This is a genomic window from Streptomyces sp. NPDC058457 (assembly GCF_042720695.1).
Lineage (GTDB): Bacteria > Actinomycetota > Actinomycetes > Streptomycetales > Streptomycetaceae > Streptomyces.
Genome location: NZ_JBHXLU010000017.1, coordinates 129,237 through 149,336, shown reverse-complemented (window position 1 = coordinate 149,336; position 20,100 = coordinate 129,237). Strand labels below are relative to the sequence as shown.

Sequence of the window (20,100 nt, the reverse complement as noted above, 5' to 3'; positions counted from 1 at the left end):
CCGGACCCCCCCGAGACCCTTGCCCACCCACCACCCGACTCGGTGGGCAAGAAGGTAACGCCCCAGCCGACGCGGCTGCCGCCGCATGGGGCGCGGGGCTGTAGCCGATATGCGGCTGCCGCCGCGTGGGCGCGGCCGGGGGCCTGCGGCTGAATCGTCCTTCAGGGGCAGCGTCCCGTAAGGGGCGCGGGGCTGTAGCTGACATGCGGCTGCCGCCGCGTGGGCGCGACCAGGGGCCTGCGGCTGAATCGTCCTTCAGAGGCAGCGTCCCGTAAGGGGCGCGGGGCTGTAGCTGACATGCGGCTGCCGCCGCGTGGGCGCGGCCGGGGGCCTGCGGCTGAATCGTCCTTCAGGGGCGGCGTCCCGTAAGGGGCGCGGGGTTGTAGCTGACATGCGGCTGCCGCCGCGTGGGCGCGACCAGGGGCCTGCGGCTGAATCGTCCTTCAGAGGCAGCGTCCCGTAAGGGGCGCGGGGAACTGCGCGACCAGCCCCCACGCACCCGCACTCGACCCGACCCGACCCGACCCGACCCGGACAGGACCGGACAGGACCGGGCCGGGCCGGGCCGAAAAGTCTCTCCACACACCGCGCTGTAATAGATACGATCCGCCCATGCCCCTTACCTTCACCCTCGACCCCGCCATCACCCCCGCCCTCCGTGACGGCATCCTCGGCCTGTGGGCGGACGTGTCCAACGCCGGTGGAGCCGTCGGTTTCGTGGCGCCGGTCACGGCGGAGGAGATCCGGCCGGAACTGGTGCGGCACTTCAGCGCCATGGCCGACGGCCGTCACCGCCTCCTCGTCGGCCACGACGAGACGGGCGAGGTCGCCGCCACCGCCTTCTTCTCCTTCAACACGCACCGGCTGATGACGCACTGGGTGTGGCTGTACACGGTGATGGTGCACCCGAGGCACCAGGGCCAGGGACACGGCCGCGACCTGCTCGCGGCCGCCGCCGACGCCGCCCGTGGCTTCGACGGCATCGACGCGATACGGCTCGCCTGCCGCGGCGGTCTCGGCCTTGAGGAGTTCTACGGCTCCTGCGGATACAAGGAGGTCGGCCGGGTCCCCGCCGCGATCCGCGTCGCACCCGGCGACGACCGCGACGACATCACCATGCTGCTCCCGCTCGGCTGACCGGACCCCGGTGCAAGATCGACCCCACGGCGTGCTTCACTGGACGGTGCCCCTTTTCGTCATCGGAAGACTGGATTGAGATGCTCCGCTACACGCTGATGCGCCTCGGTATCTTCGCGGGCTGCCTCCTCGTCGTCTGGGGCCTCGTCTACGCCGGCGCGTTCCCGCGTGGCTTCGGCGACTCCAACCCCTTCTGGGTGCTGCTGCTCTCCCTCGTCCTGTCGGCGCCGATCAGCTTCGTCGTGCTGCGCAAGGAGCGGGACCGCGCCTCCGTGCAGGTCTCGCAGCGGGTCGACCGGATGAAGGCCAACATCGAGGCCAACCGCAGCCAGGAGGACGCGGCGGTCGACGAGGTGGAGCAGGCCCAGGCCCAGGCCCCGGGGCAGGCCCAGACCTCTTCCTGAGCGGCTCCCCGGTCTCCGGCCCCAACTAGGCTTTGTCCCATGGGGACCGTCAAGACCAAGCGGATGCCGCGCGCGGTACGTGAGCAGCAGATGCTGGACGCCGCCGTGCGGACCTTCGGCCAGCGCGGCTACATGGCCGCGTCGATGGACGAGATCGCCGAACTCGCCGGTGTCTCCAAGCCGTTGGTGTATCTGTACCTCAACTCGAAGGAAGACCTGTTCGCGGCGTGCATCCGCCGCGAGGCCAGAGCCCTGACCGAGGCGGTCCGGGCCGGCGTCGACCGCGAGCTGCCCGCCGACCGGCAGCTCTGGGACGGGCTCCGGGCGTTCTTCACGTACACCGCGGAACACCCCGACGGCTGGTCGGTGCTGCACATCCAGGCCCGAACCCACGGCGAGCGGTTCGCCTTGGAGGTCGCGGCGATGCGCGAGGAGATCGTCGCGTTCGTGACCCAGCTCATCGTCGCCGCCGCCCGCGAGGCGCACCGCGACCCCGACCTGGGGGAGGGCGAGGTCGCCGGCCTCGCCGAGGCGCTGGTGGGCGCGGCCGAGTCCCTCGCGGCCTGGGCCAACGCCACACCAGGAGTGACGGCACGTCAGGCGGCGGCGACCCTGATGAACTTCGCCTGGGCGGGCCTGGGCAACCTGATGGAGGGCCGGCCGTGGTCCCCGCCGTGACCGGCCCGGCCCGTCAGACGGAACCCCAGCGGCGCAGGGCGGGCGCGAGCCGCTGACGGCCCACGCGGTACAGCTTCTTGGCACCCCGCCCGGCGACCACCCGTACGGCCTTCTTCACCCGCCCCCGGCCGCCGCCCAGCGGCACCGGCAGCGGGCGGCCCTGCTCGTCGAAGCCGTTGTTCCGGAGGATGCCGTCGAGGTAGACGCCGGCGTTCTGCGGTGTGTAGTAAGGGCGCAGCGGTGGCAGCGGGTCGGTGGCGCGCAGCGCGGCGATGCGGGCCCGGGCCGCGGTGTACGGGTCGCTCCTGCCGATGCCGTGTGCCGCCGCCCACTCCGGGTCCGGCTGCGGGAGCGCGCCCGCGTCGATGTCGTCCCAGGAGGCGAGGCAGCCGGAGTGCACGAAGTAGTGGTTGCCGTGGGCCTCGCGGACGCCGAAGTCGGTGAGGATCGCGGTGGGTATCCGCCGGTGCATCGACTCCAGGGCGGCCGTCGAGCTCACCGTGACCAGCAGGTCGGTGCGGTCCAGCACCTCGGCCATGTTGCCGTAGACGAGCTGGAGGTTCGCGGGCGCGGGTTCGGCGAGGGTCTCGACCAGCTTCTGGTACGGGTCCCGCTCCTCGTGGGTGGTCTGCTCGCCGGGCCGGCTGCGCAGCTTGACCAACACGAGCCGGTCCGGCTGCAGGCGGGCGTGGGCGGCGGCCCGCTCCAGGAGCCTGAGCCGGGACGCGCGGTCCTTGGGCACGGACGGCTGGGCGGCGAAGGTGACGGTGAACGGCCGGTCGGAGGAGGGCCGGTAGGGGGCGCCGCCGAGGAAGGGCAGGGCGCACTCGACGACCGATTCGGGGTCGACGCCCACGCTCGCGAAGACGGAGCGGAACCGCCGGGTGTCGTGGTCGGAGTTGGCGAGCACGAGATCCGTGCCGGCGCGGGTCATGAGACCGTCGACCATCTTCTCGTAGACCACGCCGACGTACCCGCTGACCGTGACCGGCCGGTGCAGCCGGCCCGCCCAGGCGATCCCCAGGCTGTGGACGAGCGTCAGGACCGTGCCGCCGAGGACCGCCAGCACGACGATGTCGGCGTTCGCCAGCTCCTCGTCGTCTACCAGTTCGGCGGCGCTCAGCTCGCGCCGGGTGTCGGGCTCGATGCCGACCTCGGCGAGCTGCCGTTCGGTGGGTGTGGACCGGCCCCGCAGGAAGTACGCGTCCAGCGCGTGCTCGGGGGCGATCTGCCGGGCCACCGACGCACCCCATTTCCAACGGGTGTCCGAGTCGGCGATTACTGCGACGCGTCTGGGAGGCATGCTCGGTGCCCTTCGTGCAATGGATCACAAAAGTGAGCAGAGGCTAAGGACGCATTCTTGGCGCAGCATTAGGGATTCCTTCACGGATCCTTGGACAGGCTGGGTGTCCGGTGTGAGGGGATCTTCGTCCACCCCTGCGACCTGCGGTTTCGCGACGACGTGACAGGAGATGCATAGAAAGGCGAAACACAGTCTTTGTGCGTTTTTAGTAGATCATCGGCCAACGCGTGGGCTGATGATGCCCTCCACGTGCACCCGGTCTCCGCTCCGCAACTGGAAGCGACCGCCCTCGGCCGCGTATTCGACCGTGCCCGGCAGCAGTACCGGCGCCCGGAACTCCGCCCGTACCTCCGCCGCCGTCGGCACCCCGTGCGCGGCGAGACACCGGGCCACGGTCCACATGCCGTGCGCGATGGCCCGGGGGAAGCCGAAGAGGCGGGCGGTGAGCGGGTGCAGGTGAATGGGGTTGCGGTCCCCGGAGGCGGCCCCGTAGCGCCGGCCGACGTCCCCGGCGATCCGCCACTCCTCGACGACGGGCAGGAGTGCGGGCTCGTCCCGGGCCGTCGCACCGGCGTGCCGCGTGCGATGCCGCGCCAGATACGTACTCCGCGACTCCCATACGACGTCCTCACCGACCCGCACCCCGGTCACGACGGTGGCCTCGGTGCCCCGCCGGTGCGGGCTCAGCTTCTCCACATGGACGGCCATGTCGTACGTCCCGTCCCCGGGCAGTTCCGCATACCGCTCGATCTCGATGGAGGTGTGCACCAGCCCCAGCAACGGCAACGGAAAGTCCCGCGCGCTCATGAGCCGCATGGCCAACGGAAACCCGAGCACATGCGGATAGGTGATGGGCAGTCCGTCGTCGCCGGTCGCGAACCCGCAGACGCGTTCATAGGCGGCGAGCTTTTCGAGATCGGGGCGGACGTGGGGGAGGAGGAGGCGGGTGCGGGGGAAGTCGGCGTCGGGGGTGGGTCGTTTGAAGGGGGACCGCAGCGCGCCGAGGGCGAGCAGCGGGCCGAGAGAGGGGGTGCTGTCAAGGACGATCACAGAGGTTGCCTTTTCCGTTCCGCCGCGTCTCCCGGCACCCCGCCCCGCGTCGGCGGGTCGACGGTCCGTCATGTCCGTCCCCCATGTCGCCCGATTCCTGACTCTGGAGTAAAGTTACCGTAGGTAAGTCTATGTCACAGCTGTCAAGTGCCGGGAAACGGGCCGAACGTGAAGGACCCTCACGTAACCTCCGGGATTGCACAGGCCCGTCCCCGGACAACCCCCGAAAACCCACAAGCCCGCCACAGCGGCCCCGTACGATCTCCAGCCTGAACCGCCGGTAACCCCTTTCCGAGGGCCGGTGCCGGTGAACGCCTCGGTGCGCGAGGCACGTACGTCATGCAGCAAGCAGTTCACCGCTGCACGCCCGAGGAGCCGCCCCGTGTCCACGTCCTCTTATCCGAACGCCGCATCCGTCTCCCCGGGCGTGGCGATCCAGGCCACGGACTACGACGGCAATCCGATCCTGGTCGAGCCCCTCGTCCAGCGGCTGGACGGGGTGGTGCGGGAGGCGTACGTACCGCCGTTCGCGCCGCCGGTACGCCACGGGTCGCTCGCCGACCTGCCGTTCGAGAACGCGGAGGCGGAGCCGGGCGCCGTGGTGCTCAGCCGCAAGTCGGTTGAGGACGACGGCCGTTGGGGACAGGTGACGGCGGCCGAGTTCGCCGCGCAGGTGCTGGCGGTGGCGAAGGGCCTGATCGCGGAGGGGCTGATGCCGGGCGACCGGATCGCGATCATGTCCCGGACGACGTACGAGTGGACGCTCCTCGACTTCGGCGCCTGGGCGGCCGGCCTGGTGACCGTGCCGGTCTACCCGACCTCCTCGGTCTTCCAGACCCGCTGGATCATGCACGACTCGGGTGCCGTCGCCCTGGTCACCGAGACCACCGCGCAGGCCGCCGCGCTCGGCCCCGAACTCGACCGGCTGCCCGACCTCAGGCACCTGTGGGTGATGGAGAAGGGCCACGTGGACCGGCTCGCGGAGGCCGGTGCGCAGGTGCCGGACGCCGAGGTGGGCGTACGGCGCGGCATGCTGGGCCCCGACACGCTCGCCACCCTCATCTACACCTCGGGCACCACCGGCCGCCCCAAGGGCTGCGCCCTCTCGCACGGCAACTTCTTCGCCGAGGTCGACAACGCGATCGAACTCCTCTACCCGATCTTCAAGTCGCGCAACGACGAGGAGGTCTCCATCCTCCTCTTCCTGCCCATGTCCCACGTCTTCGGGCGCATGGTGGCGATCGCCTGCATCCGCGCCGGGGTCCGCCTCGGCCACGCCCCCAGCCTCAAGGCCGAGGACCTGCTCCCGGACCTGGCCGGCTTCCGACCGACCTGTCTCCTGACCATCCCGTACATGCTGGAGAAGGTCTTCAACACCGCGCGGGCGAAGGCGGAGGCGGGCGGCCGGGTCTCGGTCTTCGACCGGGCCACCGGGGTCGCCCAGCGCTACGGCGAGGCACTGGAGGCCAAGCAGACCGGCACCGGCAGCGGGCCCGGCCGCGCCCTGAAGACGGCCCGTTCCTTCTACGACCCGCTCGTCTACCGCCGTATCCGCACCGCCATGGGCGGCAAGGTCCGGCACATCATCTGCGGCGGCTCCCCGCTGGGCCGCCGTCTCGCCGCGTTCTACGCCGGGGCCGGCATCGAGATCTACGAGGGCTACGGCCTGACCGAGACCACCGCCGCCTCCACCTGCACCCCGCCCCTCAAACCCCGGCTGGGCACGGTGGGCTGGCCGATGCCCGGCACCAAGGTCCGGATCGCCGCCGACGGGGAGATCCTGGTCGCCGGTGACCACGTGCTGCGCGGCTACTGGGACCCGCAGGCCGGCGGGGTCGTACCGGCCACCCGGGACGGCTGGCTGGCCACCGGCGACCTCGGCGAACTGGACGACGAGGGCTACCTCACCATCACCGGCCGCAAGAAGGAGATGCTGATCACGGCCGGCGGCAAGTCGGTGGCCCCGGCCCCGCTGGAGAACTGGCTGCGCTCGCACCCCCTCATCTCCCAGGTGATGCTGGTCGGCGACGGGCTGCCGTACGTCAGCGCCCTCATCACCCTCGACCGGGACGGCCTCACCCACTGGCGCCAGATGAACGGCAAGCACCCGGTGCCGCCAGAACTCCTCATGGACGACATGGAGCTGCGGGCCGTCCTGCAGCGCGCCGTCGACGAGGCCAACAAACTGGTCTCCCGCCCCGAGTCCATCCGCCGCTTCGAGATGCTCTCCGTCGACTTCACCGAGGAGGCCGGGCATCTGACCCCCTCGATGAAGCTGCGCCGCGAGGCGGTCATGAAGGACTTCGCGACGGAGATCGAGAGCCTGTACGCGAAGTGATCCGCGGCTGTCGCGCGCAGCGGTGCGCGGCCCCGGTGTCCGGTGGTTTGCGTTGGGCCACCTGGCCCACCTGGCGCGATGGCATCACAGGGACCGTCCGGGACCCGTGATTCCATCGCGCCAGGAGGTACACCATGGCCGACGACCGGCAGCAGGACACCCACCCCCGACCGTCCACCACCCGGCGCCGCGTGCTTGCCGCGGGTGCCGTGGCCCCCGTCCTCGCGGGCGCGGCGACCCCGACCGCCCGGGCCCTCTCCCGCGACCGCCCGCGCACCCTGGTCGAACCCGAGATGACCGGCCTCGCCTACTGGGCGGACGTGGCCAAGGCCCTGGGGCGGCCGGGTGAAATGAAGCGGTACATGTACCACACCGGCCTGCCCCGCCGGGACCTCAAGGTGGTCTCCCGGGGCGTGCGGATCGAGACCTCACTGGCCCTCGGCACCCACGTCGCCTTCGTCCGCTACAAGGACGGCGCCCATCTGCTGATGGGCGACGCCGTGGTCACCGAGCACGAACTGGACGGCTTCACCGACGCCGTCCTGGAGCACGGCATCGGGATCAACGCCGTACACAAGCATCTGCTCGCCCACCAGCCCGCCCTGTGGTGGCTGCATCTGCACGCACACGCTCACGACCCGGTACCCGTCGCCCAGGGGCTGCGCGCGGCCTTCGACCGCACCGGCACCCCGCCCGACCGGCCGGCCGCCACCCCGACGCTCGACCTGGACACCAAGGGCATCGACGGCGCGCTCGGCAGCAAGGGCGTCCAGGACGAGGGCATCTACAAGAGCGTCTGGGCACGTGTGGAGCGGATCGCGGACGGCGACATGGTCCTGCCGCCCGGCCTCGGCTCGACGACCACCGTCAACTTCCAGCCGCTGGGCAGGGGGAAGGCCGCGGTCAACGGTGACTTCGTGATGACCGCGGGCGAGGTCCAGCCGGTCCTGAAGATCCTGCGCAAGGGCGGGATCAGCCTGGTGGAGCTCCACCACCACAACCTCTACGACGAGCCGCGCCTGTTCTTCCTCCACTACTGGGCGATCGGCGACGCCCTGCGGCTCGCGAAGGACCTGAGCGCCGCCGTCCACGCCACCAACGTGGTGCCGTTCACGTGAGCGACCGACCGATGAAGGAGACGAACGTGCAGGCGGTCAACTGCCCCTTCGGTTACAGCAAGGCCCTCGACTTCGACCCGGCCCTGGCCGGGTTCATGGAGCGCGAGTCCCTCGGCACGATCCGGCTGCCGTACGGCGACTCGGACGCCTGGCTGGTCACCAGCTTCGAGTCGGTGCAGCAGGTGACGACGGACCCCCGGTTCAGCAGGGCCGGGATCATCGAGTACGACTATCCGCGCCTGACGGCCGAGCCGATCGTCTCGCCCGAGTCGATCAACGTGATGGACCCGCCGCACAGCAGCCGGATCCGGCATCTGGCCACCCAGGCCTTCACCGAGCGCCACGTGGACCGCATGCGGGGCCGGATCACCCTCCTCACGGACCGGCTGCTGGACGAGATGGAGTCCGAGGGCCCGCCGGCCGATCTGGTCCGGCACCTGTCCAACACGCTTCCGCAGCACACGATCCTGGACCTGCTGGGCATCGAGCGCGCCGAGTGGCCCCGGATGGAGGAACAGGTCCACCGGCTGCTGGTGCTCGGCGCGGGCAACCGGGACGTCGCCCGCGCGGCCAAGGAGGACCTGACGGCCTACTTCACCGAGCTCGTCGCCGAACGCCGGAACAACCCCGGTACGGACATCATCAGCGTGCTCGCCGAGGCGCGGGACGGCGAGGACCAGCTCGACGACAGGGAACTGGCCGTCCTGGCACTGACGTTCACGCTCAGCGGCCAGGACACGGCGACCTGTCAGATCAGCAACATCGTGTACCTGCTGCTGACCCGCCCGGAGCTGGCGGAGTACGCCCGCGAGCACCGCAAGGACCTGACGGACTTCCTCCACGAACTGCTCCGGTACATCCCCTTCCGGAAGGGCGTGGGCATTCCCCGGGTGGCGCTGGAGGACGTCGAGATGGACGGGGTGGTCATCCGGCGCGGCGACTTCGTCCACGTCTCGTACCTGACGGCCAACCGCGACGCCGACCGCTATCCGGATCCGCACGAGATCGTGCCCGCCCGTCCCGTCGCTCCCCACATGACCTTCGGCTGGGGCGGCCACCGGTGTGTCGCGGTTCCCCTGGCGATGGCCGAACTGGAGGTCGCCGTGGACCGCCTCCTGGACCGCTTCCCCACGCTCCGCCTGGCGGTCCGCCCGGAGGAGGTCCGCTGGGACACCCAGACCATCCGCCGGTTCCCACTGGAGCTGCCGGTGGCCTGGTAGGCCGGGTGCGGGGTGACCCGGCCCGTGATGTGACGGCGGGCCGTTCGGCGCGCGGCGGTGTCTTTGGCAGCGGTGTCTCAGGCGTCGGCGGCCAGGCGGCCCAGCCACTCGCTCATGAGGTGCTGTTCGGCCGGGCTGAGGGTCGTCTGGTCGGGGAGGGAGGCGCGCAGGGCACGGGCTGCGCCGGCGGGGCCGGTGGTGCGTACGGCGGGCCTCTCCGTGGTGATGGCCGTGACCATCGCCTCGCGCAGGGTGGTCAGCAGGGCCGGGTCGCGGTCGGCTGCCGGCATGGACAGCCAGGTGAGGACGGCGCCGCGGGCCGTGGCGTGGATGACGTCGGCCGCGAGCGCCTCACCGACCCGCAGCCGGCCGCCGACGGCGAGCCGCCGGACCCGGCCCTTGAGGATCTCCAGCCCGGTCCGGAAGGCGGGCGAGTCGCTGCGCGCGACGTCGCCGTACATCAGCAGGTACAGCGCGGGGTTCTCCAGGCCGAACCGGACCGCGAGGTCCCAGCTGTCCCGTAGGTCCTGGATCGGGTCCTCGGGGTCCGGGACGACGCGCTTGCTCGCGAGGAACGTGGCGAAGCCGTGCTCGGCCACCGCCTCCAGCAGCCCCTCCTTGTCGCCGAACAGCCGGTAGATGGCCGGGGGCTGGAGCCCCGCGGCGACGGCGACCGCGCGGGTGGTGACGGCATCCCGCCCCTCGCGCTCCAGCAGCCCGATGGCGGCGTCGATGACGCGCTGCCGGGTGTCGGGGGCGGAACCGGTGGTGGCGGCGGCGGTCGTGTCACGCGATCCCGATGGCATGTATCAACGATATCGCGCACTTGCTTCCAGTGTTAGTAACGGTGTTACTCTGAAATTGTTTCCGCCGTTATCGTCATCGCTGGAGGACATCGTGATCGTCGTGACCGGAGCCACCGGACAGCTTGGCGGCCGGATCGTGGACCGGCTGCTGGACCGCGTACCGGCCGAGGAAGTCGGGGTCAGCGTGCGCGACCCGGAGAAGGCGCGGTCGCTCGCGGACCGGGGCGTGCGGGTGCGGCAGGGCAGTTTCACCGAACCGGCCGGCCTGACACACGCCTTCGAGGGTGCGTCCCAGATCCTGATCGTCTCCGTCGACCGGATGGGCGAGGAGGCCGTACGGCAGCACCGCACCGCCATCGACGCGGCCGTCGCGGCCGGCGCCCGCCGTATCGTCTACACCGCCCACATGGGCGCGAGCCCCACCTCCCGCTTCCAGGCCTGCCGCGACCACGCGGCCACGGAGGAGGCCCTCGCGGCCACGGGCGTCGCCTGGACCTCCCTCCGCAACGGCTTCCACGCGGACAGCGGGCTCGGCTTCCTCGCGCAGGGCCTGGAATCCGGGGAGGTCGCCCTGCCCGCCGACGGCCCGGTCTGCTGGACGGCGCACGCCGACCTGGCGGAGGCGGCGGCCGTGATCCTCACCGACGAGGGCCGCTTCGAGGGCCCGACGCCCCCGCTGACGGCCTCCGAGGCGCTCACGTTCGCCGACCTCGCCGCCCTCGCGAGCGAACTCACCGGCCGCACGGTCACCCGGACCACCGCACCCGACGACACGTTCCGCGCGCACCTGGTGGCGGGCGGCGTCCCCGCCGACACCGCCGACCAGCTCCTGGGCATCTTCACCGCCGCTCGCGAGGGCGAGTTCGCGACCCCCGACCCCACCCTGGCGAAGCTGCTCGGCCGCGAACCCGTCGGCATGCGCACGCTGTTGCGTGAGCGCCTCGCCGGAAACTCGTAGCGCGGTCCAGAATGCCGCCATGGACATGGAGGAGAGGGAACACGGCCCAAGGGCACGCACGTTCCTCACGTGTGCGGCCGAGGTGGCCAGGCTGGTCGGCGTCGAGTTCGAGGACGAGGACGACGTGCCCGAACTGCGGCGCGCACGGCTCCTGACCCACGCGGCGCGGGAGGAGTTGCTCTCCCGGCCGAGCCTCCCGGAGGAACTGTTCGCCCCGCTGATGGCGGCAGCCGTGTACGACCCGGACGCCAGCCATTGCCGTTGGCACGTCGAACCGGCGCTCTACGTCTTCGGGCGCCGCCGGGTGCGCGCGGCACTCCTCGACTACCTGCGCACCGGCACGACCGTCGAACGCAAGGGCGCGAACCGGGCCTGGTACTGGGCCGGGATGCCGCTGCGCGCGAGCCGGTCCCCGGCGTACGGTCCCGAAGGGGTGCGTGACACCGCGCTGGACGCGTCGGACGACCTGGTGCACGCGTGGCCGGCGGCGTCGGGGGAGACGCCCTAGAGGGCGAGCTCCGCCCACACCGTCTTGCCGACGTCCCGCTCCGCCACGCCCCACGCCCGCGCCAGCAGCGACACCACCACCAGGCCGCGTCCGCCCTCCGCGCCCGCGTCCCGCACGAACCGCAACCGCCGGTCGCCCCGCGCGTCGCTCACCTCGATACGGAGGGTGTGGTCGGGGGCGAGCAGGAGCAGCCGTACCTCGAAGTCCCGGCCGGGGACGCGACCGTGGGTGACCGCGTTCGCGGCGAGTTCCGCGGTGAGCTGCTGGGCCGTGTAGTTCAGGTCGCTGTCGTGGGGGTATCCCCAGGTGGCCAGCTGATGGGCGACGAGCCGCCGGGCCAGCCGGGCGCCGCGCGGGGTGGCGCTCAGACGCTGGGTCAGTTCGGCGGCGGGGGTGGAGATTTCGGCGTTCACGTCACCGAGCGTGGCCGGTTCTCCGTACCCTGACCAGGGGCGATCGCGCGACTCACGGTAGCCGTACGGGCGTGTCGGGTGAGGAGTACGGGTCGTCGGCCGTGACCACGACGACGTGAGGCGGAGGCGTACGTGACGGACGTACAGCAGGAGCGGAGGCCGGAGACACCGGCGGAGGCCGAAGGTACGACGGGACTGTTCAGCGCACTGGGCAAGCAGCTGAAGCTGCTGCGGGAGCGGAAGGGGCTCACGCAGAAGGAGTTCGGGGCGCTGGTGGGGTACGGGCCGGACGCGATCTCGGCGATGGAGAGGGGGGTGCGGGTTCCGCAGCCGGACATGCTGGTGAAGGCGGATGAGCTGTTGGAGGGCGGGGGGTTGCTGGGGGCGGCGGTGCCGGAGCTGAGGGAGGCGATGAAGAGGGCGCGGACGCGTCACCCCGAGTGGTATCGGAGTTATGCGGGGCTGGAGGCGGAGGCGGTTGAGATGCACCACTACTGCAACCAGGCGGTACACGGCCTGCTTCAGACCGAGGACTACGCCCGGGCGGTGTTCTCCCGCCGCCGCCCGCTGCTCGACGAAGAGACGATCGAGAGGCGAGTCACCGACCGGCTCGCACGGCAGCAGGTCTTCGACAAGTGGCCCTCGCCGATGTGCAGTTACGTGCTGGAGGAAGTGGTGTTGGATCGGCCGATCGGCGGTCGTGCGGTCCAACGCGGGCAACTGGAGCGGTTGCTGCGCATCGGCGGCTTGCGAAATGTGGAGATCCAGGTGATGCCCACCTGTATCGAGGATCACCCCAATATGGGCGGCGCGTTCAACCTGCTGACTCCGCAGAGGCATCCACAGGTGGGGTATACGGAAGTGCAGGGGTTTCCTCGGCTGATCACCGACCCAGAAGAGGTCCGGAAGATCGCCGACCGCTATGGGATCATGCGGGCGATGGCTCTCCCGCCCGCGGAATCCCGGGCGTTGATCGAGAAGAAGCTGGAGGAGCTGTGAACAGCCAGCAACTCACTTGGTTCAAATCCAGCTACAGCGACGGCGAGGGCGGCGATTGCGTCGAAGCCGCCTACCCCTGGCGCAAGTCCACCCACAGCGACGGCGGGGGCGGCGAATGCCTCGAAGTCCGCGCCGCCCCCTCCGCCATCCACATCCGTGACTCCAAGCGGACGGCCGACCCCGCCGCCCCTCACCTCACGCTCTCTCCCTTCTCCTGGTCGGCCTTCCTGAGGGGCGTCGCTTCCTGAGCCCGTTCACAGCCGTGGCAAGGGAAGCCACTGCACAACGGGGACGAGTTCGGAGGCGAGCGCATACTGCGCGGGTCCCACCAGGAGTCCGCCGACGAGGGCGACGACGAGGCATGTTCTCCAGTTGGGGATGGCCGGGAGATGCCGCCGCAGATGGACCGCGAATATCATCGCGGCGATGATCAGCGGCGGGCCGACCACGATCACCCACGGCGGAACGCCGCCCAGCGTCACCTCCGCGTCCCGTGCCTTCGTCAGGGCGATGGCGCACGCCGAGAGGGCCAGGCTGAAGTCGATCAGGTGCGGCAGTGCGCTCGGGACCTCCGCGTCGTCCATGTACGCGCGGAACCGGTAGCAGGCGATGAGCACCATGGCCGCCAGGAGAGCGAAGTCGAAGCGCAGCAGTCCGTCGACGGACGGTGTCCTGGCGACACCCGAGTAGAGGGCGGTGAGCGCGGACCCCAACAGTGTGCAGAGCACCAGGACGGCGATATGTCCCTGCGTCTGCTCCGGCCCGGTCCCGCCGGGGTCTCGACCGTCGGCGTCGGCCCGTCGCTGTTGCGTCTTCGCGACGATCAGGATGACGCCGCATCCGACCGCCAGCGTCGCGGCGGTCAGGAACAGGGCGCTGGCGACATCGCCGCGGGTGATGAGGAGGACCCCCACCGAGCCGGCGATGGCCACGGACATGCACGCCACCAGAGCCAGGACGATCCAGAACGGCTCCAGCAGTGTCTGCCTGGGCACCCGGGCCACCACTCCGAACACGATCCAGAACCCGCAGAGCAGGGCCACCTGGGTGAGAACCGTGAGGGGGAGGATCTCCGTCAGCCGGTCCTCGGCCATCGACCGCAGGGCCTGGGTCAGCGGTCGGGACTGCTGCCGTCCGTACAGCCCGTACGCGATGACCAGCAGGGCGAACGAGATGAAGGTGGTGAGCTTTCCCGCGTCCTGCCAGAACTTGCCCTCGACCTGTGTCCGGGCGAAGCCGAACACGGCACCGCCGGTGTTCACCGCGGTGCGTACCACCCCGATGACCAGTTGGAGGGCGATGACGCCGACGAGAGCGAAGACGATGGCGCGCAGGGTACCGATACCGACGTGAACGCCGCTCTGCGCGAGCAAGTCGGCGACCGCGTTGAGAAGTTCGTCCAGCAGGTTCACTGTGACACCTGATCCAGGCCTTCAGAACTTCCGCAGTGTGGCCCATGTGACCTGGCCGGCGGGACTGTTCACGTCGGTCGTCACTCCGCTGAGACTCCGGTCTGCCTGGAGGGAGCCGATGTAGCGGCCGTGGCTGACGGAGGACCACGTGATGTAGAAGTAGATGTACGAGCCGTCGACGAATCCGCTGACCGTGCCGTAGCCGCCGTCGGCTGAGGCGGCCGAGCCGCTCAGGGAGCCGTTGCCGTCCTGCGTCAGGGTGAGCGCGGCGTAGGCCCCGTTGCTCTGGTACGCGGTCCATGTTCCGGCGGCGCTGAAACCCGCCGCCTTGATCTGCACGGAGTCGGCCGAGGCCGAGGTGGAGGCCGACGCGGGCGCGGCGGAGGCGGGGTAGAGCGCTGATCCCCCGAGCCCTAAGACGACCGTGGCGATGACGGTGACGAGTCGCATGCGCATGTGAACTCCCGTTGGGAAGAGGTTCCTTCGGGGGCGCCACCGCTCGACGGCGGCTCGCTGATCCCCCTGACCACGCCGTCCCCCTGGCTGTGGTCACAGGGAGTGTGGATCCGGCGACTGCGGCGGGACCACGCCGTGGTCCGGCCAGCGAAACGTTGCGTTCGTCAAGCACCCTTTCCCAGGGCCGGAAGGGAGGAGGTGACGTTGTCGCCGGTCCGGTGCAGGAGTTCGGCCAGCCGACTCAGCGACTGGGCGGGCTCGACCAGGGCGGCGAGGACGGCGATCGGAACGTCCTTGGCCGGATGCATGATCGGCACCGCGACGCAGGCCACCCCGGGAAGGACTTCCTCCCGGTCGAACGCCACTCGGTTCCGGCGGATCTCCTCGGCCTCCTGTGCGGTCAGCCCGCCGTCCCGCCCGCGCCGGGACGGAGAGTCCCAGGCAAGGAGCACCTTCGCCGCGGCGGTGCACCACGGCCAGACCAGGCCCGGCCCCATCTGCACCCGCGTGGCGACCTCTCCGGGAACGCCCCGCACGATCGTCGCCTGCCCGTGCGCCCACACCCCCAACCCGATCGACGCCCCGGTGGCCTGCGCAAGCCGCTGCAGCGGGCTCCGGGTCGCTGCCATCAGCGCGCTGTCGGGGCGCCAGGACTGCCCGAGCCAGAACAGGTGGGGCCCGATGCAGTACCGGCCTTCCCGCTGCTCGACCGCGCCGAGATCGCACAGCTGCCGTAACAGGCGATGCACGCTTGCCTTCGGCAGGCCGGTCTCCCGGGCCAGCTGGCTCAGCCCGGCTTCTCCCGCCTCCCGCAAGGTGTCCAGCAGCAGGAACGCGCCCTCGATCACACCCCGCGAGTTCGGCGCAGCACCAGCGAGCCCACCATTGCCGCCCGTCACAGATCCGGCACGATCCGTCATACAGGCCAGATTAGTCTCGCCACGCCGGCCGGTGCACGGCCCTTGACTTCACAAGACCCCCGCGGGACCTTCCCTCCCCAATCCTCATGTTCCCGTCAGGTCTGGAGGGATCGGTCATGTCGGTGAGTGCGAGACCCACCCGGAGACAGGTGCTCGGTACGACGGCGGCGACGGGGCTCGCCCTCGCGGCCGGGGCGCGGGGCGTCGCGTCCGGTGCCGATCTGCCGGTGCTCGGCACGTACGACGTCGTGGTCGTCGGCGCGGGAGCGGCCGGCATGACCGCCGCGCTCACCGCCGCCGCGCAGGGGCTCAGCTGCGTGGTGGTGGAGAAGGCGGCGACCTTCGGCGGCTCGGCGGCCCGTTCCGGCGCCGGGATCTGGATCCCCGGCAACTCCGTCATCCTGGCCGCCGGGGTGCCCGACACCCCGGCCAAGGCGGCCGCCTACCTGGCGGCGGTGGTCGGCTCCGACGTCTCCGCCGCCCGCCAACAGGCCTTCCTCGCCCACGGCCCGGCCATGCTGACGCAGGTCATGGCGGCCAGCCCGCTGCGCTTCCGCTGGATGGAGGGGTACAGCGACTACTACCCCGAACTGCCCGGTGGCCTCCCGAACGGCCGCTCCATCGAACCCGACCAGTTCGACGGCAACCTGCTCGGCGCCGAACTGGCCCACCTGAACCCGCCGTATCTCCAGGTCCCGTCCGGGATGGTGGTGTTCAGCGCCGACTACAAGTGGCTGGCGCTGGCGGCCGTCAGCGTCAAGGGGGCCGCCGTCGCCACCGAGTGCCTGGCCCGCGGGACCCGGGCCGCGCTGCTCGGGCAGACCCCGCTCACCATGGGGCAGTCGCTGGCGGCCGGGCTGCGCAAGGGGCTGCTGGACGCGGGGGTACCGGTGTGGCTGAACACCCCGCTGACCGGCCTCTACCAGGAGAACGGGGCGGTGACCGGGGCGGTGGTGACCCAGGGCGGCGCCGCCGGGCTGGTGCGGGCCCGGCGCGGGGTGGTCGTCGGATCCGGCGGCTTCGAGCACAACGCGGCCATGCGGGCGCAGTACCAGCGGCAGCCGATCGGCACCGACTGGACCGTCGGCGCGAAGGAGAACACCGGGGACGGGATCCGGGCGGGGGCGGCGGCCGGCGGCGCGCTCGCGCTGATGGACGACGCCTGGTGGGGGCCCGCCGTCCCGCTCCCCGGGGACCCGTACTTCTGCCTCGCCGAACGCACCCTCCCAGGCGGCCTGATGATCAACGCGGCGGGCCGCCGGTTCGTCAACGAGGCCGCTCCCTACAGCGACGTCGTCCACGTCATGTACGACCGCAACCCGACCGACCCCGACATCCCGGCATGGCTGATCGTCGACCAGAACTACCGCAACCGGTACCTGTTCCGGGACGTGGCCCCGACCTTCGTGCTCCCCGACGCCTGGTACACCTCCGGCGCCGCGTTCAAGGCCTGGACCTGGGACGCCCTCGCCGCCGCCGTCGGCGTCCCGGCCGCCGCCCTGCGCACCACCGTCGACCGCTTCAACTCCCTGGCGGTGAGCGGCAAGGACACCGACTTCAAGCGCGGCGACAGCGCCTACGACCACTACTACACGGACCCGTCCGTACTGCCCAACTCCTGCCTGGCCCCTCTGTGGCTGCCGCCGTACTACGCCTTCCGGATCGTGCCGGGCGACCTGGGGACGAAGGGCGGACTGGTGACCGACGAACGGGCGCGGGTGCTGCGCGGCGACGGGTCCGTGATCAACGGGCTCTACGCGGCCGGGAACGCGAGTGCCGCGGTGATGGGGCACAGCTACGCGGGTGCCGGGTCGACCATCGGCCCCGCCATGACGTTCGGGTACATCGCGGCCCTGGATCTGGCCGGGGCGCTCCCGGCGTGACCGCCTACACGTCCACCGGCGAGGCTCCGGGGCGGCGGAACGCCAGCAGGAAGGCCTGCGGGCTCGACTCCCCGAGCGCCTCGTCCGGTTCGCGGACCGTCGTGGAGCGGAGGTCGAAGCCGGCGTCCCTCAGCAGGTCCGCCATCCGCTCCGGCCGCCGCCGCAGGAAGTCCAGTGTCACCGGATGCCCCCACGGCTCCTCCAGCCGCCGGGCCACGTCCCCCACCTGGAACGCGAGGAGCAGCTGACCTCCGGGCCTCAGCACCCTCCTGAACCCCCCGAACAGCTCCGGCAGCCGGTCGTCCGGCGTGTGGATCGACGAGTACCAGCACACCACCCCGTCCAACGCCTCGTCCGGCAGGTCCAGTTCCAGCATCGAGCCCGGTACGAAGCGCAGGTCCGGATTCTCCCGGCGGGCGACGGCGAGCATCGACTCCGACAGGTCCAGACCGAACACGGACAGGCCCAGGGCGGCGAGGCGGGCGGTGGTCCGGCCGGGGCCGCAGCCCAGGTCGGCCACCTCGCCGCCGGCGCCGACCAGTTCGGCGTAGGTGGCCAACAGGGCCCTCTCCAAGGGCCTGTTGACGAGTTCCGCGCGGAAGTGGTCGGCGTAGTCGTCGGCGATCGCGTCGTAGAAGGTACGGGTGGCGGTGATGAAGTCGGCGGTCATGCCCGCGGACCTTAACGGCCGCCACTGACAACGCCCGCCCGGACTAGGCGACGCCCGCCGCCCGCAGTAGCGCCGTCACCGCCGCGGCCGCCAGGACCACGACCGCGAACGGCGCCCGCCGCCAGGCCAGTACGCCCGCCGCCAGCACCCCGGCCGGGCGGGCCCAGCCCGCGAAACCGCCGTTCTCGGTCAGCGCGCCGGTGGCCAGCAGGGCCACGAGAAGGACCACCGCCCCCGCCGACGCCAACTCCTGGATCCGCGCCGGGATCTCCACCCGGCCGTGCAGCGCCGGGCCCACCAGGCGGAAGGCGTACGTGCCGAGGCAGAGCGCCAGGATCATGACCACCGTCGCGTTCATCGCCGTACCCCCGGAAGCGCGAACAGGCCCAGAAGGGCGAGCAGGACCGGGACCCCGGCCGGGACGGCCGGGGTCACCGCCAGGGCGATCGCCGCGCCGGGCAGCGCGGCCCGGCGTACCCGTGCGTCCGCCCGCAGCGCGGGCAGGACCAGGGCCACCAGTACGGCCGGGAACGCCGCGTCCAGTCCGTAGCGGGCCGGGTCGCCGAGGGAAGTGCCGGCGAGGGCGCCGATCAGCACCCCCGCGTTCCACGCGGCGAACAGGCCGAGGCCCGAGATCCAGAACGCGGTGCGGCGGCGCGCCGGGTCAGGCTGGGCCAGGGCGAAGGCGACCGTCTCGTCGGTGACCAGGTGGGCGCCGAGCAGCCGGGTGGCGCGGCCGGGGCCGAGGAGGTCGGCGACGGCGAGGCCGAAGGCCGCCGTTCGGGTGTTGAGGAGCAGGCCGGTGGCCGCCGCCGCCAGCGGGCCGCCGCCGGCGAGCAGCACGCCGACCGCGCTGAACTGGGCCGAGCCCGCGTAGACGACGAGGGACATCAGGACCGGGACCCATACGGGCAGGCCACCGGCCACGCTGACCGCGCCGAAGGAGACGCCGACGATCCCGCCGGCCAGCCAGACGAGTGAACTGTCCCGGACGAGAGAGGTCCCCGTTCGGGCGCTCGGCGAAAGAGTGGTTCGGTGTGACGAACGCATGTTCTCTACAATGAACACATACAGTGGTGTTCGTCAAGGCGAACGGTCGTACCGATGGAGCGAACGAATCAGATGTCCGAGGCATCCGACCGGCCGGACCGGTCAGACCGGCCGGACCGGTCAGACCGGCCGAACCGGCTTCCGATGGAGTGGATCGCCGGTTCGCTGAAGCGGGAGCGGGCCCGGGTCGGGCTCTCGCTGTCCGAGCTGGCCAAGCGGGCCGGTATCGCGAAGTCCACGCTGTCCCAGCTGGAGGCCGGCGGCGGGAACCCGAGCGTGGAGACGCTGTGGGCGCTCGGCGTGGCGCTGGGCGTGCCGTTCAGCGCGCTGGTGGAGCCGCCGGTGTCCGGGGTCCAGGTGATCCGGGCGGGGGAGGGGCCCACGGTCGCGTCGGAGCGGGCCGACTTCGCCGCCACCCTGCTGTCGTCCTGCCCGCCCGGCGCCCGCCGGGACATCTACCACCTGCGGATGGAGCCGGGCGTGCCGCGGGAGTCCGAGCCGCACATTCCGGGGACGGTCGAGCATCTCGTCGTATGCGGCGGGCAGATGAAGGCGGGGCCGCGCGGAGAAACCGTCGAATTGAACCCCGGGGATTACCTGACGTACCGCGGGGACGTGCCGCACTCCTATGAGGCGCTGCTGTCCGGCACCACGTTCGTGCTGGTCATGCAGCACGTATAGGCGGCTGTGAACGGGCGGTGAAAAAGGCAGGAGCCCCGTTGCCTGACGGCACGGGGCTCCTTGGGTACTGCACTCAGTCTGCGATCAGACTTGGTT

Annotated in this window: 22 protein-coding genes; 12 read left to right on the top strand and 10 right to left on the bottom strand. The window is 71.3% G+C overall.

Annotated elements, in window-relative coordinates; translation table 11 throughout:
• Positions 1-612 precede the first annotated feature (612 nt).
• From ACFWPS_RS16965 to ACFWPS_RS16955, 3 genes are all read left to right on the top strand, one after another.
• Positions 613-1,137: a GNAT family N-acetyltransferase gene (locus ACFWPS_RS16965; RefSeq protein ID WP_383705717.1), complete on the top strand. Its 525-nt coding sequence runs from the start codon at positions 613-615 to the stop codon at positions 1,135-1,137.
• 80 nt (positions 1,138-1,217) lie between these two features.
• Positions 1,218-1,541: a DUF4229 domain-containing protein gene (locus ACFWPS_RS16960; RefSeq protein ID WP_383705715.1), complete on the top strand. Its 324-nt coding sequence runs from the start codon at positions 1,218-1,220 to the stop codon at positions 1,539-1,541.
• Between the two features lie 39 nt (positions 1,542-1,580).
• On the top strand, positions 1,581-2,219 hold the full coding sequence (locus ACFWPS_RS16955; protein ID WP_383705713.1) for a TetR/AcrR family transcriptional regulator: 639 nt from the start codon (positions 1,581-1,583) through the stop codon (positions 2,217-2,219).
• Positions 2,220-2,232: 13 nt separating this feature from the next.
• On the opposite strand, the gene ACFWPS_RS16950 is transcribed toward ACFWPS_RS16955, so the two are convergent.
• Both ACFWPS_RS16950 and ACFWPS_RS16945 read right to left on the bottom strand, forming a co-directional pair.
• Positions 2,233-3,522 carry a DUF6716 putative glycosyltransferase gene (locus ACFWPS_RS16950; RefSeq protein WP_383705711.1) on the bottom strand — a complete coding sequence of 430 codons (1,290 nt, stop codon included), beginning with the start codon at positions 3,520-3,522 and terminating at the stop codon, positions 2,233-2,235.
• 213 nt (positions 3,523-3,735) lie between these two features.
• Complete coding sequence (locus ACFWPS_RS16945; protein WP_383705709.1) at positions 3,736-4,572, bottom strand: MaoC family dehydratase; 837 nt, start codon at positions 4,570-4,572, stop codon at positions 3,736-3,738.
• A gap of 427 nt (positions 4,573-4,999) precedes the next feature.
• On the opposite strand from ACFWPS_RS16945, the gene ACFWPS_RS16940 reads away from it, so the two are divergent.
• From ACFWPS_RS16940 to ACFWPS_RS16930, 3 genes are all read left to right on the top strand, one after another.
• Positions 5,000-6,910 (top strand): AMP-dependent synthetase/ligase, encoded by a 1,911-nt coding sequence (locus ACFWPS_RS16940; protein ID WP_383705731.1) that lies wholly within the window; start codon positions 5,000-5,002, stop codon positions 6,908-6,910.
• Positions 6,911-7,044: 134 nt separating this feature from the next.
• Positions 7,045-8,028 (top strand): DUF1259 domain-containing protein, encoded by a 984-nt coding sequence (locus tag ACFWPS_RS16935; RefSeq protein WP_383705707.1) that lies wholly within the window; start codon positions 7,045-7,047, stop codon positions 8,026-8,028.
• 11 nt (positions 8,029-8,039) lie between these two features.
• A complete protein-coding gene (locus tag ACFWPS_RS16930; RefSeq protein ID WP_383705729.1) occupies positions 8,040-9,248 on the top strand; it encodes a cytochrome P450 in 1,209 nt (402 codons plus the stop codon).
• 77 nt (positions 9,249-9,325) lie between these two features.
• Here the strand turns inward: ACFWPS_RS16930 and ACFWPS_RS16925 are convergent, their stop codons facing one another.
• A complete protein-coding gene (locus tag ACFWPS_RS16925; protein ID WP_383705704.1) occupies positions 9,326-10,054 on the bottom strand; it encodes a TetR/AcrR family transcriptional regulator in 729 nt (242 codons plus the stop codon).
• A 91-nt stretch (positions 10,055-10,145) separates the two neighbouring features.
• Here ACFWPS_RS16925 and ACFWPS_RS16920 point away from each other — a divergent pair, with 91 nt between their 5' ends.
• Together ACFWPS_RS16920 and ACFWPS_RS16915 are read left to right on the top strand one after the other, a co-directional pair.
• The gene (locus tag ACFWPS_RS16920) at positions 10,146-11,012 is read left to right on the top strand and encodes an NAD(P)H-binding protein (RefSeq protein ID WP_383705701.1); all 867 of its coding nucleotides are present in this window, start codon (positions 10,146-10,148) and stop codon (positions 11,010-11,012) included.
• Between the two features lie 19 nt (positions 11,013-11,031).
• Entirely contained in the window at positions 11,032-11,520 is a 489-nt protein-coding gene (locus ACFWPS_RS16915) for a hypothetical protein (RefSeq protein ID WP_383705698.1), read from the top strand.
• Here the strand turns inward: ACFWPS_RS16915 and ACFWPS_RS16910 are convergent.
• Positions 11,517-11,933: an ATP-binding protein gene (locus tag ACFWPS_RS16910; protein ID WP_383705695.1), complete on the bottom strand. Its 417-nt coding sequence runs from the start codon at positions 11,931-11,933 to the stop codon at positions 11,517-11,519. The genes ACFWPS_RS16915 and ACFWPS_RS16910 overlap by 4 nt on opposite strands.
• Before the next feature lie 132 nt (positions 11,934-12,065).
• On the opposite strand from ACFWPS_RS16910, the gene ACFWPS_RS16905 reads away from it, so the two are divergent.
• Positions 12,066-12,932 (top strand): helix-turn-helix domain-containing protein, encoded by an 867-nt coding sequence (locus tag ACFWPS_RS16905; protein ID WP_383705692.1) that lies wholly within the window; start codon positions 12,066-12,068, stop codon positions 12,930-12,932.
• Positions 12,929-13,180 (top strand): DUF397 domain-containing protein, encoded by a 252-nt coding sequence (locus tag ACFWPS_RS16900; protein ID WP_383705689.1) that lies wholly within the window; start codon positions 12,929-12,931, stop codon positions 13,178-13,180. Before ACFWPS_RS16905 ends, ACFWPS_RS16900 begins: the two co-directional genes overlap by 4 nt.
• A 6-nt stretch (positions 13,181-13,186) precedes the next feature.
• Here ACFWPS_RS16900 and ACFWPS_RS16895 read toward each other — a convergent pair whose 3' ends face one another.
• The 3 genes from ACFWPS_RS16895 to ACFWPS_RS16885 all read right to left on the bottom strand — a co-directional run bounded on the left by ACFWPS_RS16895 (position 13,187) and on the right by ACFWPS_RS16885 (position 15,720).
• The gene (locus ACFWPS_RS16895) at positions 13,187-14,344 is read right to left on the bottom strand and encodes a hypothetical protein (protein WP_383705686.1); all 1,158 of its coding nucleotides are present in this window, start codon (positions 14,342-14,344) and stop codon (positions 13,187-13,189) included.
• 21 nt (positions 14,345-14,365) lie between these two features.
• Positions 14,366-14,800 (bottom strand): hypothetical protein, encoded by a 435-nt coding sequence (locus ACFWPS_RS16890; protein WP_383705683.1) that lies wholly within the window; start codon positions 14,798-14,800, stop codon positions 14,366-14,368.
• A gap of 164 nt (positions 14,801-14,964) precedes the next feature.
• Entirely contained in the window at positions 14,965-15,720 is a 756-nt protein-coding gene (locus ACFWPS_RS16885; RefSeq protein WP_383705680.1) for an IclR family transcriptional regulator, read from the bottom strand.
• Between the two features lie 116 nt (positions 15,721-15,836).
• Between ACFWPS_RS16885 and kstD the strand changes: the two genes are divergently transcribed.
• Entirely contained in the window at positions 15,837-17,603 is a 1,767-nt protein-coding gene (kstD, locus tag ACFWPS_RS16880; RefSeq protein WP_383705677.1) for a 3-oxosteroid 1-dehydrogenase, read from the top strand.
• 4 nt (positions 17,604-17,607) lie between these two features.
• Here the strand turns inward: kstD and ACFWPS_RS16875 are convergent, their stop codons facing one another.
• The 3 genes from ACFWPS_RS16875 to ACFWPS_RS16865 are packed head-to-tail and all read right to left on the bottom strand — an operon-like array spanning position 17,608 to position 19,323.
• Positions 17,608-18,273: a class I SAM-dependent methyltransferase gene (locus ACFWPS_RS16875; protein ID WP_383705674.1), complete on the bottom strand. Its 666-nt coding sequence runs from the start codon at positions 18,271-18,273 to the stop codon at positions 17,608-17,610.
• Between the two features lie 43 nt (positions 18,274-18,316).
• A complete protein-coding gene (locus ACFWPS_RS16870; protein ID WP_383705671.1) occupies positions 18,317-18,631 on the bottom strand; it encodes an AzlD domain-containing protein in 315 nt (104 codons plus the stop codon).
• Positions 18,628-19,323 carry an AzlC family ABC transporter permease gene (locus ACFWPS_RS16865; RefSeq protein WP_383705668.1) on the bottom strand — a complete coding sequence of 232 codons (696 nt, stop codon included), beginning with the start codon at positions 19,321-19,323 and terminating at the stop codon, positions 18,628-18,630. The genes ACFWPS_RS16870 and ACFWPS_RS16865 overlap by 4 nt, the downstream gene beginning before the upstream one ends.
• 144 nt (positions 19,324-19,467) lie before the next feature.
• On the opposite strand from ACFWPS_RS16865, the gene ACFWPS_RS16860 reads away from it, so the two are divergent.
• Positions 19,468-20,004, top strand: a complete 537-nt coding sequence (locus tag ACFWPS_RS16860; RefSeq protein ID WP_383705666.1) for a helix-turn-helix domain-containing protein — start codon at positions 19,468-19,470, stop codon at positions 20,002-20,004.
• Positions 20,005-20,100: the final 96 nt, after the last annotated feature.

Excerpts from the sequence above, each read along its gene's own strand:
- ACFWPS_RS16890 (WP_383705683.1), bottom strand. The coding sequence starts at position 14,800 with ATGCGCATGCGACTCGTCACCGTCATCGCCACGGTCGTCTTAGGGCTC.
- ACFWPS_RS16925 (WP_383705704.1), bottom strand. The coding sequence starts at position 10,054 with ATGCCATCGGGATCGCGTGACACGACCGCCGCCGCCACCACCGGTTCC.
- ACFWPS_RS16930 (WP_383705729.1), top strand. The coding sequence starts at position 8,040 with ATGAAGGAGACGAACGTGCAGGCGGTCAACTGCCCCTTCGGTTACAGC.
- ACFWPS_RS16955 (WP_383705713.1), top strand. The coding sequence starts at position 1,581 with ATGGGGACCGTCAAGACCAAGCGGATGCCGCGCGCGGTACGTGAGCAG.
- ACFWPS_RS16875 (WP_383705674.1), bottom strand. The coding sequence starts at position 18,273 with ATGACCGCCGACTTCATCACCGCCACCCGTACCTTCTACGACGCGATC.
- kstD (WP_383705677.1), top strand. The coding sequence starts at position 15,837 with ATGTCGGTGAGTGCGAGACCCACCCGGAGACAGGTGCTCGGTACGACG.
- ACFWPS_RS16870 (WP_383705671.1), bottom strand. The coding sequence starts at position 18,631 with ATGAACGCGACGGTGGTCATGATCCTGGCGCTCTGCCTCGGCACGTAC.
- ACFWPS_RS16860 (WP_383705666.1), top strand. The coding sequence starts at position 19,468 with ATGGAGTGGATCGCCGGTTCGCTGAAGCGGGAGCGGGCCCGGGTCGGG.
- ACFWPS_RS16915 (WP_383705698.1), top strand. The coding sequence starts at position 11,032 with ATGGACATGGAGGAGAGGGAACACGGCCCAAGGGCACGCACGTTCCTC.
- ACFWPS_RS16935 (WP_383705707.1), top strand. The coding sequence starts at position 7,045 with ATGGCCGACGACCGGCAGCAGGACACCCACCCCCGACCGTCCACCACC.
- ACFWPS_RS16960 (WP_383705715.1), top strand. The coding sequence starts at position 1,218 with ATGCTCCGCTACACGCTGATGCGCCTCGGTATCTTCGCGGGCTGCCTC.
- ACFWPS_RS16950 (WP_383705711.1), bottom strand. The coding sequence starts at position 3,522 with ATGCCTCCCAGACGCGTCGCAGTAATCGCCGACTCGGACACCCGTTGG.
- ACFWPS_RS16885 (WP_383705680.1), bottom strand. The coding sequence starts at position 15,720 with ATGACGGATCGTGCCGGATCTGTGACGGGCGGCAATGGTGGGCTCGCT.
- ACFWPS_RS16865 (WP_383705668.1), bottom strand. The coding sequence starts at position 19,323 with ATGCGTTCGTCACACCGAACCACTCTTTCGCCGAGCGCCCGAACGGGG.
- ACFWPS_RS16965 (WP_383705717.1), top strand. The coding sequence starts at position 613 with ATGCCCCTTACCTTCACCCTCGACCCCGCCATCACCCCCGCCCTCCGT.